Origin of the sequence: Mycobacterium paraffinicum (genome assembly GCF_001907675.1) — a bacterium.
Taxonomy (GTDB): Bacteria; Actinomycetota; Actinomycetes; order Mycobacteriales; family Mycobacteriaceae; genus Mycobacterium; species Mycobacterium paraffinicum_A.
Genome location: NZ_MPNT01000047.1, coordinates 1 through 16030, shown reverse-complemented (window position 1 = coordinate 16030; position 16030 = coordinate 1). Strand labels below are relative to the sequence as shown.

The following is a 16030-nucleotide window of genomic DNA, read 5'->3' as shown; positions in this document are numbered from 1 at the left end:
GGACCCGACCGGGCACCATAGACGTGTGCAATCGAGCTTCTGCGGCCGCCCGGTCGCCGGCGATCGCCCGCTGATCATGGCGATCGTCAACCGCACCCCCGACTCGTTCTACGACAAGGGTGCGACCTTCGGCGACGAGGCCGCCCGGTCCGCCGCCCACCGGGCCGTCGCCGAGGGTGCCGACGTCATCGACGTCGGCGGGGTCAAAGCGGGCCCGGGCCAGGAGGTCGACGCGGACACCGAGATCGGCCGGTTGATCCCGTTCATCGAGTGGCTGCGCGACGCTTACCCCGACCAGCTGATCAGCGTGGACACCTGGCGCTCCGAGGTGGCCAAGGTGGCCTGCGCGGCGGGCGCGGACCTCATCAACGACACCTGGGGCGGCATCGACCCGGAGCTGGTCGAGGTCGCCGCCGAGTTCGGGGCGGGCCTGGTGTGTTCGCACACCGGCGGCGCCCTGCCCCGCACGCGTCCGTTCCGGGTGAGCTACGGGACCACCACCCGCGGGGTGGTCGACGATGTCATTCGCCAGGTCACCGCCGCCGCCGAACACGCGGTCGCCCGCGGGGTGGCCCGCGACCGGGTGCTGATCGACCCGGCCCACGACTTCGGCAAGAACACCTTCCATGGGCTGCTGCTGTTGCGCCACCTGAGCGATCTTGTTAATACCGGATGGCCCGTGCTCATGGCTTTGAGTAACAAGGACTTCGTCGGGGAGACTTTGGGGGTGGAATTGACCGAGCGGCTCGAGGGCACGTTGGCGGCCACCGCGCTGGCCGCGGCCGCCGGTGCGCGGATGTTTCGCGTCCACGAGGTCGCCGCGACCCGACGGGTGCTCGAGATGGTCGCCGCGATCCAGGGGATACGCCCGCCGACGCGCACGGTGAGGGGGCTGGCATGACGGCATCCGACCTGTTCCCGGGCGCCCTCACCGAAGACGGGGTGCTGGCCGCCCGACCCGGCGACACGTGGCTGGCCGACCGCAGCTGGAACCGTCCCGGCTGGACCGTCGCCGAACTCGAGGCCGCGAAGGCGGGCCGCACCATCTCGGTGGTGCTCCCGGCCCTCGACGAGGAAGAGACCATCGAAACGGTGATCGACAGCATCTCACCGCTGGTCGATGGATTGGTCGACGAGTTGATCGTGCTCGACTCCGGCTCCACGGACGACACCGAAATCCGCGCCGTCGCCGCCGGCGCCCGCGTCGTCAGCCGTGAGCAGGCGTTGCCCGAGGTGCCGATCCGGCCGGGCAAGGGCGAGGCGCTGTGGCGCTCGCTCGCGGCCACCACCGGTGACATCGTCGTGTTCGTCGATTCGGACCTGATCGACCCGCACCCGATGTTCGTGCCGTGGTTGGTCGGGCCCTTGCTCACCGGCGACGGCATCCACCTGGTCAAGAGCTTCTACCGACGCCCGCTGCGGGCCGGGGACGTGGCGGGCGCGACCGGCGGCGGACGGGTCACCGAGCTGGTGGCGCGGCCGCTGCTCGCGGCGCTGCGACCGGAGCTGGGTGGCATCCTGCAGCCGCTCGGCGGGGAGTACGCGGCCACCCGCGAATTGCTGACGTCGGTGCCGTTCGCGCCGGGCTACGGCGTGGAGATCGGCCTGCTGCTGGACACTTTCGACCGGCTGGGCTTGGGGGCGATCGCCCAGGTCAACCTCGGTGTACGCGCGCACCGCAACCGGCCGCTGGCCGAGCTGGGCGCGATGAGCCGGCAGGTCATCGCGACCCTGCTCTCGCGCTGCGGGGTCCCCGACTCCGGCGTCGGGCTGACGCAGTTCTTCGCCGACGACACCGAGGGCCCCGACTTTCAGGGCTACACCCAACGCACGTCGCCGGTGTCGCTGGCGGACCGGCCGCCGATGAAGGTCCTGCGGCCGCGCTAAGGCCCCGCTGCGTCGTCGCGGTGTCGGTGCCATAGGGCAATATCGACGACGTGGCGTTGGTGTTGCTCTACCTGGTGGTGCTGGTGCTGGTGGCGATCGTGCTGTTCGGCGCGGCGAGTCTGCTGTTCGGACGGGGTGAGCAGCTGCCGCCCCTGCCGCGTGGGACGACCGCGACGGTCTTGCCCGCGTACGGTGTGACCGGCGCGGACGTCGACGCCGTCAAGTTCACCCAGGTGCTGCGCGGATACAAGACCAGCGAGGTGGACTGGGTGCTGGATCGGCTCGCCCGCGAGCTCGAGGCGCTGCGCGGCCAGCTCGCCGCGGTGCACGCCCCCGGGGAGGCCCAAGACCAACCCGAGGCCGTGGAACCCGGGGGCGCCGAGGATCGTCAGGACTAGATGTGAGCGATGACGGGCTGGTTCGGTGTAGCTGGGCGGCCATCCGGCCGGGACCCGATTTCGAGATGTACCGCGACTACCACGACCAGGAGTGGGGGCGCCCGGTGCACGACGGGGTGGCCCTGTTCGAGCGGATGAGCCTGGAGGCCTTCCAGAGCGGGCTGTCGTGGCTGATCATCCTGCGCAAGCGGGAGAACTTCCGGCGCGCCTTCGCCGACTTCGATTTCGAGCAGGTCGCCGGGTACACCGACGCCGACGTGCAGCGGCTGATGGCGGACACGGGAATCGTGCGCAACCGCGCGAAAATCGACGCGACGATCGCGAACGCCCGCGCCGCCGCTGAGCTTGGAACTCCCGGGGACCTGTCGAAGCTGCTGTGGTCGTTTGCGCCGGAACCGCGCCCTCGCCCTGCTGACGGCTCCCAAATTCCCTCGGCCACTGAGGAATCGAAGGCCATGGCGCGTGAGCTCAAGCGGCGTGGGTTCCGCTTCGTCGGGCCGACCACCGCCTATGCGCTGATGCAGGCGACCGGGATGGTCGACGACCACATCCGGGGTTGTTGGGTGCCGTCCCCCCGTTGACGACGCGGGCCAAGAACGCCCCGCTAATCCCGGAGAACCGGGTCTTTGTTCAACTCGTGACCTGGATAGGGAACAATGGAGGGGTGATTTGGCAGTTCGATGTCGGGTATGGCTGGAAAATCGCTGGCGGGGCATGCTCGGCGCCGACCAGGTCCGCAAAGGCGGGCCAGCTCGAACCTGGAGGGAGCACTCGATGGCGGCGATGAAGCCCCGGACCGGCGACGGTCCTCTGGAAGCAACGAAGGAGGGGCGCGGCATCGTGATGCGGGTACCACTTGAGGGAGGCGGACGACTGGTTGTCGAGCTGACGCCCGACGAAGCCGCCGCCCTCGGTGACGAACTCAAGGGTGTCACGAGCTCCGGCTGAACGCGCGCCGACGGACGGCTGCGCTACGCACACACCTTTCGGTAGATGTCCAGCGTCTGCTCGGCGACGTGGGCCCAGGAGAACTCCTCGACGCAGCGCTGGCGCCCCGCCTCGCCGTAGCGCTTCGCCCGCTCGGGATCCGCGACGAGCTCATTGACCGCTTCGGCCAGCCTGGCCTGATACCCGGTCGCATCGTTGGGGTCGTAATGCACCAGCGATCCCGTCACCCCGTCGGCGACCACCTCCGGTATCCCGCCGACGTCGGACGCCACCACCGCCGTCGCGCATGCCATCGCCTCCAGATTCACGATGCCCAGTGGCTCATACACCGAGGGGCACACGAATACCGTTGCCGCGGATAAAATTTCGCGCAGCTCGCCGATGGGCAGCATTTCACGGACCCAGAACACACCCCGTCGGCTATCGGACAGCCGCGTCACCGCGGACCGCATCTCGTCGGCGATCTCCGGGGTGTCGGGCGCGCCCGCGCACAGCACCACCTGTACCTCGGAGTCGAAGTGATGCGCCGCCGCCACCAGGTGCGCGACGCCCTTCTGCCGGGTGATCCGGCCGACGAACGCCACGATGGGCCGGTCTGGGTCGACCCCGAGTTCGGCCAGCAGCGACCCGGTTTGCATCGGCCCGGCGGGGTGCCAGACATCGGTGTCGACGCCGTTGCGGATGACGTGCACCAGGCTGGGGTCCAAGGCGGGGTAGACCCGCAGGATGTCTTCGCGCATCGCGGAGCTCACCGCGATGACGGCGTCCGCGGCCTGCACGGCGGTGTGCTCCACCCACGTCGAGATGCGGTAACCGCCGCCGAGCTGCTCGGCCTTCCACGGCCGCAGCGGCTCGAGCGAATGGGCGGTCAGGACGTGGGGGATGTCGTAGAGCAGCGCGGCGAGATGGCCGGCCATGCCGGTGTACCAGGTGTGCGAATGCACGACGCTGGCGGCCGACGCGGCGTCGGCCATCAACAGGTCCGAGGACAACGTCGACAGCGCCGCGTTGGCGCCCTGCAGGCGCGGATCGGGCTGGTGCACGAAGGCGTTGGGCCGCGGCGCGCCCATGCAGTGCACGTCGACCGCGCACAGTCGGCGCAGTTGGGCGACCAGTTCGGTGACGTGTACACCGGCTCCCCCGTAGACCTCCGGTGGGTACTCCCGAGTCATCATCGCCACCCGCATACCCGCACGGTAGTTCGGCGTTGGCCGCGCCCGCGAGTCGGGCTGGACAATCGGGGAGGAAACCAAACACCTTGACGGACAGCCGCGCAGCCGATCGCCAATAGAGCGGTCCCTCTGGCAGCGGTCCGCGACGGCCGATAGGTTTGAACCATGAGGGAAGCGCCACACGTGCTGGGCATCGTCCTGGCCGGGGGGGAGGGCAAGCGGTTGTATCCGCTGACCGCGGATCGGGCCAAGCCCGCGGTTCCCTTCGGCGGCGCCTATCGACTGATCGACTTCGTGCTGTCCAATCTCGTCAATGCCCGCTATTTGCGGATCTGCGTTCTCACTCAGTACAAGTCGCATTCACTCGACCGTCACATTTCGCAGAACTGGCGGTTGTCCGGTCTGGCGGGTGAATACATCACGCCGGTGCCCGCCCAGCAGCGCCTGGGCCCGCGCTGGTACACCGGCTCCGCCGACGCGATCTACCAGTCGCTCAACCTGATCTACGACGAAGACCCCGACTACATAGTCGTTTTCGGCGCCGACCACGTCTACCGGATGGACCCGGAGCAGATGGTCCAGTTCCACATCGAAAGTGGGGCGGGGGCAACGGTGGCCGGCATCCGGGTGCCGCGCACCGAGGCCAGCGCTTTCGGCTGCATCGCCGCCGACGACTCCGGTGCCATCCGCGATTTCGTGGAGAAGCCCCTGGACCCCCCGAGCGTCCCGGACGACCCCGAGTCGACGTTCGTTTCGATGGGCAACTACATCTTCACCACGAAGGTCCTCATCGACGCCATCCGCGCCGACGCCGACGACGACCACTCCGACCATGACATGGGCGGTGACATCATCCCGCGACTGGTCGCCGACGGAATGGCCGCGGTGTACGACTTCAACGACAACGAGGTGCCCGGCGCCACCGACCGCGACCGGGCCTACTGGCGCGACGTGGGGACGCTGGACGCCTTCTACGACGCCCACATGGATCTGGTGTCGGTGCATCCGGTGTTCAACCTCTACAACAAGCGCTGGCCGATCCGCGGCGAGTCGGAGAACCTGGCGCCGGCCAAGTTCGTCAACGGCGGCTCGGCGCAGGAGTCGGTCGTCGGCGCCGGCAGCATCATCTCGGCCGCCTCGGTGCGCAACTCGGTGCTGTCGTCGAACGTCGTGGTCGACGACGGCGCGATCGTCGAGGGCAGCGTGATCATGCCCGGCGCCCGCGTCGGTCGGGGCGCCGTGGTACGGCACGCCATCCTGGACAAGAACGTCGTCGTCGGGCCAGGCGAGATGGTCGGCGTGGATCTGGAGAAGGACCGGGAGCGCTTCGCGATCAGCGCCGGCGGCGTCGTCGCGGTGGGCAAGGGCGTCTGGATCTAGCCGCCTCTTTCGCGAGCAGACGCAAAATCGCCTGTTTGGCAGCCCAATCGTGTGATTTTGCGTCTGCTCGCGCCCGTAGCCGTAGCCGGCTGAAAGCGGCTGCGCGGGAGCGGGTTTCGAACGTGATGCCACCGTCGGCCGACGGCCGGGGGCGGTCAGCAGTCCGCTCTCGGCCAAATACGTTGGCCGCCAACGCGTCCGCGCCGCGGTGCGTGTAGAGGCGGGCGTGGCTGGAGCCCGCGTGAGTGAACGCGCGAATGGGAGCGCGTAACGAAGGGCGCCGGGGCGACGCCACGGCCGGTCCCCGCTTGGCGCGGGAGCGCGGCCACGCGATCACATTAAGCGGCTACCACACACTCGGCAGCAGCCGATAGCGGACGCGTTGCGCGTATTCGCGGTATCCGGGGAGATCCGATTTGAGCAGCTTTTCCTCGTCGAGAATGCGCAGCACGAGGATCGCCACGCCCGGGACGACCAGCAGCAGCGCCCAGTACGAGCCCAGCGCCAAGGGCATGCCCACCATCATGATCACGTTCCCGGCGTACATCGGGTGCCTGACGAACCGGTAAAGACCGTCGGACGCGACTTGCTGGCCGCTCTCCACCGTGATCGTCGCAGCGGCATAACTGTTCTCGATGATCACGCGCATGGCGATGGCCAGGCCGGTGGCCATCAGGATGTCGCCGACCACGCACAGCCACACGGGCACCGTCGACCAGCCCATCCGATGGTCGAACGCGCTGAACGCCATGACCACGAAGAGCGTCCCGAAGGCGCCGGCACTGATGATCTTCTGGGCCGTCCGGGTTTCCGCCCGCGGTCCCGCGTGCATGCGCCGTTGCAGGGCCGCCGGATGTTTGCGCGCCAGGTAGATCGTCGGGACGATCGATACCACCGTGAACAGGGCGATGAAAACCCAGCCCTGCCAATAGTGGAAGGTGCCGGCCGGCAAGAACAGGACCAAAGCGTAGGCGGCGATTCCGAGAATCGCTGATGCCGCCAGTCGAACACCGATCTTCATGACGCTCCTAAAGTCGCAGATCGCGTCGTCGAAAAGCCACGGCTCCCAGGGCGATCAGTGTGGCATCTATGACGAGCAACCACAACAGTGGCGTGGCCGTGAAACCGCTGCTGACGCGCGGAATGTGGGCGAACGGCTCCAGGTCGAGCAGCCACTGTGAGAACCCGGCCAAGGAACCGATCAGGTACAAGGCGATGAACCCGACCAGGACGCCCCACGCCACGGGCGTGAATCGCGGCGCGAGCCCGAACACGGCGACGGTCACCGCACACAACAACCAGACGGCGGGCAGCTGCACCGCCGCGCTTCCCACCACGACGGCCACCTTGGCGCCGACGTCGCCGGTGGCGGCGCCGTAGACGAGCCCGCCCGCCAGCCCGCTGAGCAGCATCGCGACCGTGGAACCGAGCAGGGCTGCCAGCACGTGGCTGGCCAGCCAACGGGTTCGCGACACCGCGCCGGCCAGCGTCGTCTCGGCGCGTTGCGCCGCCTCCTCCTGGTGTAGCCGCAGCGTCAGCGAAATCGCGAACGCGGCGGCCGCCATGCCCAGCATGGTGAACGCGACGGCGATGAAGGCCTCCGCCAAGGCGTTGGTGCCACCCATCCGGACCACGATGTCGCGCGCGGCGCTGCTGTCGCCGAGCTCGTCCCCGATGCCGTGCACCACACTGCCCATCAGGACGCCGTAGAGGCACAGGCCCACGGTCCACAGCACGAGGGCGCCGCGATCCAGCCGCCACGCCAGCCCAAACACGTTGCCCAGTGCGGGGGCGGCGGAGCCGGGGCCGGGCCGCTCCGCGAACAGCCCGGCGCCGACGTCGCGCCCCGCGAGGAGCCGATAGGCCAGTGCGGTGAGGACGGCGGTCGTCGCCAGATGCAGCAGCAGCACCGGCCAGTGGTCGCCCGCGTAGGGCCGGACCTGCAGCGACCACCCCAGCGGCGAGAGCCAGGACAAGGCGCCCGAACCGGCGTCGCCAAGGGCCCTCAGCGTGAAGGCCGCCGCCAGGACGGCGAACGCGGCACCGCGGGCAGACCGTGCGCTCGGCGACAGTTGCGCGGCGACGGCGGCGACGGCGGTGAACACCAGGCCGGAACAGGCCAGCGCCGCGCCGAAGGCGAGCGACCCACCCGGGGCGACGTCGGTGGTGAGCAGCCCCGCCGCGCCGATTACGCCCGTCGCGACGCTGGCCCCGAAGGACAACAAAAGGGCTGCGGTGAGGCTGGCGTAGCGCCCGACTGCGGTCGAGTCCACGAGCTCCGTCCGTCCGGCCTCCTCGTCGGCGCGGGTGTGCCGGATGACGGTCAGGATGACGGCCACCGAGATGAGCAGGTGAAACATCCCGGCCTTCCAAATGCCCACCGCCCCAAGGCTGTCGTTGTAGACCTGCCCGTAGAGCGCACGCTGGGCGGGGCTCGCCATGATGGAGGCCGCGAACCCGGCACGCGCCGCCTGGGTGGGGTAGACCTTTTCGATGCTGCCGACGTACACCGTTGCCAGCGGCACCGAGAGCAGCAGCACCCACAGCGGCAGCGAGATCCGGTCGCGCCGGAGGTAGAGCCGTAGCATGCCCGGCGTTCCCGCGAAGTTCGGCCGCCGTTGCGGGGCTGGGTGGCTCGGGCGGTGTGGCCGATCCAAGGTCGCGGTGTTCATGACGCGGACACCTTCTCCGCCGTGTCGTAGTGGCGCAGGAAGAGTTCCTCGAGCGTCGGCGGCTGGCTGACGAGGCTGCGCACGCCCGCGTCGCCCAGCGCCCGGATCAGTTCGCCGAGGCTCTCGCCGTCGACCTGGGCGCGCACCGTGTTGCCTTCGACGCTGACGTCCTCAACCCCCTTTATTCGGGTGAGATCGCCGGGGTCGCCGGTCATTTCGGCTCTGATCGAGGTGCGGCTGAGATGACGCATCGAGTCCAGCGAACCGCTCTCGACGGTTCTGCCGGCCCGGATGATGGTCACTCTTTCACACAGCGCTTCGGTCTCGGCCAGGATGTGGCTGGACAGCAAGATGGTCACCCCGCGGTCGCGCGCATCGGCGACGCATTGCTGAAAGACGTTCTCCATCAACGGGTCCAGGCCACTGCTCGGCTCGTCGAGGAGCAGCAGGCGGGCATGCGACGAGAACGCGGAGATCAGCGAGACTTTCTGCCGGTTGCCCTTCGAATAGGTCCGCGCCTTCTTGTGGGGGTCGAGGTCGAAGCGCTCGATCAATTCGGCGCGCCGTCGTTCATCGACGCCCCCGCGCATGCGGGCCAGCATGTCGATGGTCTCCCCGCCGGTCAGCGTCGGCCACAGCGTGACATCACCCGGTACGTAGGCGATCTGGCGGTGCAATGCGACCGCGTCGGTCCACGGGTCGCCGCCAAGCAGTCGCACGCTGCCGCCGTCCGCCTTGACCAGGCCGAGCAGGATGCGGATCGTCGTCGATTTCCCAGCGCCGTTGGGGCCCAGGAAGCCATGGACTTCGCCTTCGCGCACCGTCAGGTCGAGACCGTCCAGCGCGCGGACAGCTCCGAAGTTCTTTGTCAGCCCACGTATTTCGATGGGCGCGGCACTGTCAACTGACATGGGATCCTCCTTGATCTTCGGCGGCCAGGAATGCGTCGTACATGGTGCGGTCCACCATCAGGCCCTCGCTGTAGATCTCGAGGGCCGGCAGGATCATGTCCCTGGCGTAATCGCGCAGGACCGCACGCAAATCCGTTGGCGTGTCGTGCATTTGTATGTAGAGCAGGAGGCTGCCGCCTCCCGTGATTCCGAGATATTTGGCCCTGGCCTTCGGATCACGGCTGGGCTTTATCGTCCCGGCCCGCACACCTTCTTCCAGGTACTCTTCGGCGTTCTCAATCATCCTCTGCCACAACATCTTCGCCAGGTCACCACCCGTCTGCATGCTGCGCACCACGTAGGCCATGATGGGGGCGAATTCCTCGATCTCGGCGAGCTGCGCGAACCAGGTGGCGGGGTCGTTGGACCGCATCGCCTCCGATTTGCTGCTGCGGATCTCTTCGGCGACGTAGTCATCGCAGGCCTTGCGCAGGCCGTCTTTGGAGCCGAAGTGGTGGATGACCAGCGCGGCGCTCACCCCCGCGGCTTCGGCGATGGCCCTTACTCCCACGCCGAAGCCGTGCTGTCCGAACTGCTCGATGGCCGCATCGCGGATTCGGGCGGTTGCGGTCAGGTCGGCTGAACGCATGTTCAGTAGGCTAAACGCGCGTTCAGTCACGAGTCAAGTCGGTATCGCGTCAAGAATTCGTAAAGGGATCGGGTCAGTGGCGATCGCGAGCGCGGCGTGGCCGGGCGCGGCGGGTCGCGACCATCGGGTCAGTGGCGATCGCGAGCGCGGCGTGGCCGGGCGCGGCGGGTCGCCACCATCGGGTCAGTGACGATCGCGAGCGCGGCGTGGCCGGGCGCGGCGGGTCGCCACCATCGATTCAGTCGCGAACGGCGGCCAAAATCCCGTCGCCCAGAGGCACCAGGGCGGGCGTGAGCCGCTCGTCCTCGGCGATGAGCCGTGCCGCCTCCCGGACCGCGACCACCTCCGAGTCGCGTGCGGCGGGGTCGCCTGCACGCCCGCCGAGGGCGGCCCGATGCACCACGATCACGCCGCCGGATCGCAGCAGCCGCACGCCCTCCATGACGTAATCGGGCTGATCGACCGGGTCGGCGTCGACGAACACGAGGTCGTAGGACTCGTCGGCCAGCCGGGTGAGGACCTCTTGGGCGCGGCCGCTGATCAACCGGGTGCGCGACGGCCCGATCCCGGCTTCGGAGAAGGCCTGCTTGGCGAGCCGCAGGTACTCGGGCTCGATGTCGATCGTCGTCAGGACGCCGTCATCGCTCATGCCGGACAGCAACCAAAGCCCGCTGACCCCGGCGCCGGTACCCACCTCCGCCACCGCCTTGCCGCCGCTGAGCTTGGCCAGCAGGCTCAGCAGCGCGCCCACGGCTGGCGTCACCGCGCCCGCTCCGATGTCCACGGCGCGCTCGCGGGCGGCCGCCAGCAGCGCGTCCTCCGAGATCGACCCCTCGGCGTGCGCGAAGAGGGACTCGGCTCGACTGGGCGCCGGCTGGCCGGGGGTGTCTGCGTCGGTGCCGTCCATGCCCGCAGCGTATTCCACTTCCGTGCGCGCCCCGGCATGGCGCGCCTAAGCCGCGCCGCCACGACACGCCCGGCAAAGCCGTTGCGTTTAACTTCACCCTGCGGCGGATATGTCCTGCACAGCGCTAGTAACGAAAAGGTTTCTCAGGCTGAGCTCAGACTGTTCATATATCGCACATACGCCCATACGCGACGGTGTCCCTATGGATCGCGGAGCGGGTGGGACCGGGAATACGGATTGGCGGCTACGTGTTGCCGCCGGTGACGACTTGTCGCTTTGTGACAGGACGGATTCGGAGGATCTGATCATCACCACGCTTTTGGGCCCGACCAGCATGTCGCACCCGCAGGACTGCCCCGCCGACGAGTGGGTGGAGCCGTCCGATGGCTTGCATGGCACCGCGGTTTTCGACGCGACCGGGGACAAGTCGACGATGCCCTCCTGGGACGAGCTGGTGCGTCAGCACGCCGACCGGGTGTACCGGCTGGCTTACCGCCTCTCGGGCAATCAGCACGACGCTGAAGACCTCACGCAGGAAACCTTCATCCGGGTTTTCCGATCGGTGCAGAACTACCAGCCGGGAACGTTCGAAGGCTGGCTGCACCGCATCACCACCAACCTCTTCCTCGACATGGTGCGTCGGCGCGCCCGCATCCGAATGGAGGCGCTGCCTGAGGATTACGAGCGGGTGCCCGCCGACGAGCCCAATCCCGAGCAGATCTACCACGATTCGCGGCTCGGGCCGGACCTGCAGGCCGCCCTGGATTCCCTGCCGCCGGAATTCCGCGCCGCCGTCGTCCTGTGTGACATCGAGGGTCTTTCCTACGAGGAGATCGGCGCGACGCTGGGCGTGAAGCTCGGCACCGTCCGCAGCCGCATCCACCGCGGACGTCAGGCGTTGCGTGACTACCTGGCCGCGCATCCGCAGCCGGGCACTAGCCGGGAGGCGTTGCCCGCCGAGTCGGCCTAGGGTTCATCGCTTGGGTGTGAGCCAGCGGTTTTGCGGTCTTGAACGCGGTATTGCGCGCCCCCTCGCGCTACATTCGAGGGGTAGGCGCAACGAAAGGACCCGGTGATGCCCGATCGAGGACATCTCTTCCGTCGTGCGTTCTCCTGGCTTCCTGCTCAATTCGCCTCCCAGAGCGACGCCCCCGTCGGCGCGCCGCGCCAGTTCGGCTCCACCGAGCACCTTTCCGTCGAAGCCATCGCGGCGTTCGTCGACGGTGAGCTGCGGATGAACGCGCACCTTCGGGCTGCGCACCACCTGTCGCTGTGCCCGCAGTGCGCCGCCGAGGTCGACGGTCAGAGCCGCGCCCGTGCGGCGCTGCGCGATTCGCATCCGATCCGCATCCCGACCGCGCTGCTCGGAATGCTCGCTGAGATTCCCTACGATTCGCCCGACGACGCGACCGCCCGGGCGTCCGATCGTTTTGCTGATCGCGACGCCCATGAGCAGCGCAAGCGCCCGTAGCTGCGCGCCCTCTGAAAGAGCCCCCGTCGTTGATCCGGCCCGATTTTGCGCACCCCGCCCGCGCGCTCATGGGCGACCGGTCGCGAACCGTGGATACTAGGGTGGACACGGCCACGCCGGTGTCGTGGGTATCGCCCGGTGCAGGGCTTGTCTCGAGCGCTCAAGTAGAGGATCCAAAGGGATAACGTGACCTCCGATCAAGGCAACGACAGCGGCAAGAACAGCGGCAACCGCTTGGCGCCGCGCCCCATCTCCCGTCCGCCGGTGGACCCCGCATCGCGTCAACTGTTCAGCCGTCCCGATGGACTGCGCGGCTCCTTCGTCGCCGACCGGGTCCGCCCGCAAAAATATCGGGACCAATCCGAGTTTTCCCCCCACGACGAGCCGGCCGATCCGGTCCTCCAGGAGGCGTTCAGCCGTCCCGTCGGAAGCGCCGACTCGCTGCAGCGTCACCCCGTCGACGCGGGCGCGCTGGCGGCCGAGAAAGACGGGGAGGAGCCCGACGAACTCGACGACCCCTGGCGCGACCCCTCTGCCGCCGCGGCGCTGGGCACCCCGGCGGTCGCCCCGGCGAGGCCTCGGGGTCCGCAGGGTTACAGCGGCAAGCTCGGCGTGCGCGACGTGCTGTTCGGCGGCAAGGTGTCCTACCTGGCGTTGCTCGCCCTGCTGCTGATCGCGCTGCTCATCGGCGTCATCGGCGGGGTGATCGGCCGCAAGACGGCCGAAGTCGCCGAGGCGTTCACCACCTCGAAGGTGACCCTGTCGACCAACGGCAACGGTGAAGGCCCGGCCGGCCGGTTCGCCAAGGTGGCGGCCGCGACCGCCAACGCGGTGGTCACCATCGAATCCAAGAGTGACCAGGAGGGCATGCAGGGTTCGGGCGTGGTGGTCGACGGCCGCGGCTACATCATCACCAACAACCACGTGATCTCCGAGGCGGCCAACAATCCCAGCCAGTTCAAGACGACCGTGGTGTTCAACGACGGTAAGGAAGTGCCCGCGAATCTGGTCGGTCGCGACCCGAAGACCGACCTGGCCGTCCTCAAAGTCGACAATGTCGACAACCTGAGCGTGGCCCGGTTCGGTGACTCGGACAAGGTGAGCGTCGGCGACGAGGTCCTCGCGGCGGGTGCGCCGCTGGGGCTGCGCAGCACCGTGACCCACGGCATCATCAGTGCGCTGCACCGTCCCGTCCCGCTGTCGGGTGAGGGCTCCGACACCGACACCGTCATCGACGCGCTGCAGACCGACGCGTCGATCAACCACGGCAACTCCGGCGGCCCGCTGATCGATATGGATTCGCAGGTGATCGGCATCAACACTGCGGGTAAGTCCTTGTCGGACAGCGCAAGCGGGTTGGGCTTCGCGATCCCCATCAACGAGGCCAAGATGGTCGCCCAGACGCTGATCAAAGACGGCAAGATCGTGCACCCGACGCTGGGCATCAGCACCCGGTCGGTGAGCAACGCGATCGCCTCCGGCGCACAGGTCGCCAACGTGAAGGCGGGAAGCCCGGCGCAAAAGGGCGGGATCCTGGAGAACGACGTGATCGTCAAGGTCGGGAACCGCAAGGTCGCCGACGCCGACGAGTTCGTCGTCGCGGTCCGGCAGTTGACCATCGGCCAGGATGCCCCGATCGAGGTGGTCCGCGACGGTCGGCACGTCACCCTGACCGTCAAGCCCGACCCCGACGGCAGCTAGATGTTCGGCAGCCTGAGCTGGGAGCACATCCTGGTCCTGGTCGTGGTGGGGCTGGTGGTCCTCGGCCCGGAGCGGCTTCCCGGTGCGATCCGCTGGACGTCGACCGCGCTGCGCCAGGCCCGCGACTACCTGAGCGGGGTGACCACCCAGCTGCGCGAAGACCTCGGGCCCGAGTTCGACGACCTGCGCGTTCCGCTCAGTGAACTGCAGAGGCTGCGGGGGATGACCCCGCGCGCCGCGCTCACCAAGCATCTGCTGGACGGCGACGATTCCTTTTTCACCGGCAACTTCGACCGGCCGGTCAACGGTGCGGCGGCCGCTGCGCCGGAGCCGGCGGCACCGATCGAGCCACCCGTCCCCGGCAAGACACCGTTCGACGCCGACGCCACCTGACCGTCGAGCAAGCGCGGCGGAGCCGGGCGACGCGGGTCGCCACCGTCAGATCTGTGGCGATCGCGAGCGCGGCGGAGCCGGGCGACGCGGGTCGCCACCGTCAGATCTAGCGTCGTGTCGGATCGAGCCCGAGTGACACGCCCGCCAACCCGCGTCGACGTGCCGACAGCTTGTCGGCCACGCTGCGCAGTTCCTTGCCCGCCGGGGAGTCGGGGGCGCTCAGCACGATCGGCGTGCCGGAATCGCCGGCGGCCACCAGGGCGGGGTCCAACGGGATCTGGCCCAGCAGCGGCACATCGGCACCGACCGCGCGGGACAACCGCTCGGCCACCTGCCGGCCGCCGCCCTCGCCGAACACCTGCATCGTCGAACCGTCCGGCAGCGTGAGGCCGGACATGTTCTCCACCACGCCGGCGAGGCGCTGCCGGGTTTGCATCGCGATGCTGCCCGCCCGCTCGGCGACCTCGGCCGCGGCCAGTTGCGGCGTGGTAACCACCATGAGCTCGGCGCTCGGGATCAGCTGGGCCACCGAAATGGCGATGTCGCCGGTGCCGGGCGGCAGGTCCAGCAACAGGACGTCCAGATCGCCCCAATAGACGTCGGCCAAGAACTGTTGCAACGCCCGGTGCAGCATCGGTCCGCGCCACACCACCGGTGTGTTGCCCTCGGTGAACTGGGCGATCGAAATGACCTTCACCTCGTGGGCGATGGGCGGCAGGATCATCGACTCGACTTGGGTGGGCCGGTCGGTGGTGCCCATCATCCGCGGGATGGAATGGCCGTGGATATCGGCGTCCAGCACGCCGACGGACAGGCCGCGGGCCGCCATTGCGGCGGCCAGGTTGACGGTGACGGTGGACTTTCCCACCCCGCCCTTCCCCGACGCGACCGCATAGACGCGGGTCAGCGAGTTCGGCTGGGCGAACGGGATGACGGGCTCGCGGGCGTCGCCGCGTAACTGCTTGCGCAGTTCGGTGCGCTGCTCGTCGTTCATCACGTCAAGGGTGACTTTCACGGCGCCCGTGCCCGGAACGTCGGAGACGGCCTGGGTGACGCGCTCGCTGATTTCGGTCTTCTTCGGACAGGCGGCGGTGGTCAGATAGATCTCGACGTGTACGCCGCCGTCGGGCTCGGCGTCAATGCTCTTGACCATTCCGAGTTCGGTGATCGGGCGCCGTAGTTCGGGGTCGATCACCTTGCCCAAGGCGGTGCGGATTGCTGCGCTCAAGTCGGCAGTGTCATGAGAGGACATCACCGCCGAGTGTAGGCGCGCGGCAAGAGGAACCTTCTGGCGGCGACCCACTGCGCCCGGCTTCGCCGCGCTTGTGATCGCCGCTGGGCTGGTTGGCGGCGACCCACTGCGCCCGGCTTCGCCGCGCTTGTGATCGCCGCTGGGCTGGTTGGCGGCGACCCACTGCGCCCGGCTTCGCCGCGCTTGTGATCGCCGCTGGCCGGTCAGCCGCCCGCGACTGGACCCGGCGGCTTCGGCGCCGCCGCGTTCGGCGGGCCGGCCGGTTTGGGTGCGGGTGACGCCGGGGCCGGGGGCGCCGGTGGTGCGGCAG

17 protein-coding genes are annotated in these 16030 nt (G+C 68.7%); 10 read left to right on the top strand and 7 right to left on the bottom strand.

Features of this window, described 5'->3' with window-relative positions:
• Positions 1-76: 76 nt before the first annotated feature.
• From folP to BRW65_RS28570, 5 genes are all read left to right on the top strand, one after another.
• The gene (gene folP, locus BRW65_RS28590) at positions 77-901 is read left to right on the top strand and encodes a dihydropteroate synthase (RefSeq protein ID WP_244168259.1); all 825 of its coding nucleotides are present in this window, start codon (positions 77-79) and stop codon (positions 899-901) included.
• The gene (locus tag BRW65_RS28585; protein WP_073880499.1) at positions 898-1887 is read left to right on the top strand and encodes a glucosyl-3-phosphoglycerate synthase; all 990 of its coding nucleotides are present in this window, start codon (positions 898-900) and stop codon (positions 1885-1887) included. The genes folP and BRW65_RS28585 overlap by 4 nt, the downstream gene beginning before the upstream one ends.
• A 50-nt stretch (positions 1888-1937) precedes the next feature.
• Positions 1938-2285: a DivIVA domain-containing protein gene (locus BRW65_RS28580; protein WP_073880497.1), complete on the top strand. Its 348-nt coding sequence runs from the start codon at positions 1938-1940 to the stop codon at positions 2283-2285.
• A gap of 2 nt (positions 2286-2287) precedes the next feature.
• A complete protein-coding gene (locus BRW65_RS28575) occupies positions 2288-2866 on the top strand; it encodes a DNA-3-methyladenine glycosylase I (protein WP_073880495.1) in 579 nt (192 codons plus the stop codon).
• 193 nt (positions 2867-3059) lie between these two features.
• Complete coding sequence (locus BRW65_RS28570) at positions 3060-3233, top strand: DUF3117 domain-containing protein (protein ID WP_003875513.1); 174 nt, start codon at positions 3060-3062, stop codon at positions 3231-3233.
• Positions 3234-3256: 23 nt separating this feature from the next.
• Here the strand turns inward: BRW65_RS28570 and glgA are convergent, their stop codons facing one another.
• Positions 3257-4420, bottom strand: coding sequence for a glycogen synthase (gene glgA / locus BRW65_RS28565; protein ID WP_073880491.1), 1164 nt, complete (start codon positions 4418-4420; stop codon positions 3257-3259).
• A gap of 150 nt (positions 4421-4570) precedes the next feature.
• Between glgA and glgC the strand changes: the two genes are divergently transcribed.
• Positions 4571-5785, top strand: coding sequence for a glucose-1-phosphate adenylyltransferase (gene glgC, locus BRW65_RS28560; RefSeq protein WP_073880489.1), 1215 nt, complete (start codon positions 4571-4573; stop codon positions 5783-5785).
• 346 nt (positions 5786-6131) lie between these two features.
• On the opposite strand, the gene BRW65_RS28555 is transcribed toward glgC, so the two are convergent.
• From BRW65_RS28555 to BRW65_RS28535, 5 genes are all read right to left on the bottom strand, one after another.
• Positions 6132-6806: a methyltransferase family protein gene (locus tag BRW65_RS28555; RefSeq protein WP_073880487.1), complete on the bottom strand. Its 675-nt coding sequence runs from the start codon at positions 6804-6806 to the stop codon at positions 6132-6134.
• Positions 6807-6813: 7 nt separating this feature from the next.
• A complete protein-coding gene (locus tag BRW65_RS28550; RefSeq protein ID WP_139273299.1) occupies positions 6814-8457 on the bottom strand; it encodes an ABC transporter permease in 1644 nt (547 codons plus the stop codon).
• On the bottom strand, positions 8454-9368 hold the full coding sequence (locus BRW65_RS28545) for an ABC transporter ATP-binding protein (RefSeq protein WP_073880483.1): 915 nt from the start codon (positions 9366-9368) through the stop codon (positions 8454-8456). The genes BRW65_RS28550 and BRW65_RS28545 overlap by 4 nt, the downstream gene beginning before the upstream one ends.
• On the bottom strand, positions 9358-9996 hold the full coding sequence (locus tag BRW65_RS28540) for a TetR/AcrR family transcriptional regulator (RefSeq protein ID WP_073880481.1): 639 nt from the start codon (positions 9994-9996) through the stop codon (positions 9358-9360). The genes BRW65_RS28545 and BRW65_RS28540 overlap by 11 nt, the downstream gene beginning before the upstream one ends.
• Positions 9997-10234: 238 nt before the next feature.
• Positions 10235-10903, bottom strand: a complete 669-nt coding sequence (locus BRW65_RS28535; protein WP_073880479.1) for an O-methyltransferase — start codon at positions 10901-10903, stop codon at positions 10235-10237.
• Positions 10904-11105: 202 nt separating this feature from the next.
• On the opposite strand from BRW65_RS28535, the gene sigE reads away from it, so the two are divergent.
• The 4 genes from sigE to tatB all read left to right on the top strand — a co-directional run bounded on the left by sigE (position 11106) and on the right by tatB (position 14468).
• Positions 11106-11873, top strand: coding sequence for an RNA polymerase sigma factor SigE (gene sigE, locus BRW65_RS28530; protein WP_073880477.1), 768 nt, complete (start codon positions 11106-11108; stop codon positions 11871-11873).
• 105 nt (positions 11874-11978) lie between these two features.
• Positions 11979-12374 (top strand): anti-sigma E factor RseA, encoded by a 396-nt coding sequence (gene rseA / locus BRW65_RS28525; protein WP_073880475.1) that lies wholly within the window; start codon positions 11979-11981, stop codon positions 12372-12374.
• A 186-nt stretch (positions 12375-12560) separates the two neighbouring features.
• Positions 12561-14075, top strand: coding sequence for a serine protease HtrA (htrA, locus tag BRW65_RS28520; protein WP_073880473.1), 1515 nt, complete (start codon positions 12561-12563; stop codon positions 14073-14075).
• Positions 14076-14468, top strand: a complete 393-nt coding sequence (gene tatB, locus BRW65_RS28515) for a Sec-independent protein translocase protein TatB (RefSeq protein ID WP_073880471.1) — start codon at positions 14076-14078, stop codon at positions 14466-14468.
• 106 nt (positions 14469-14574) lie between these two features.
• Here tatB and BRW65_RS28510 read toward each other — a convergent pair whose 3' ends face one another.
• Positions 14575-15720, bottom strand: a complete 1146-nt coding sequence (locus tag BRW65_RS28510; protein ID WP_073880541.1) for an Mrp/NBP35 family ATP-binding protein — start codon at positions 15718-15720, stop codon at positions 14575-14577.
• Positions 15721-16030 lie beyond the last annotated feature (310 nt).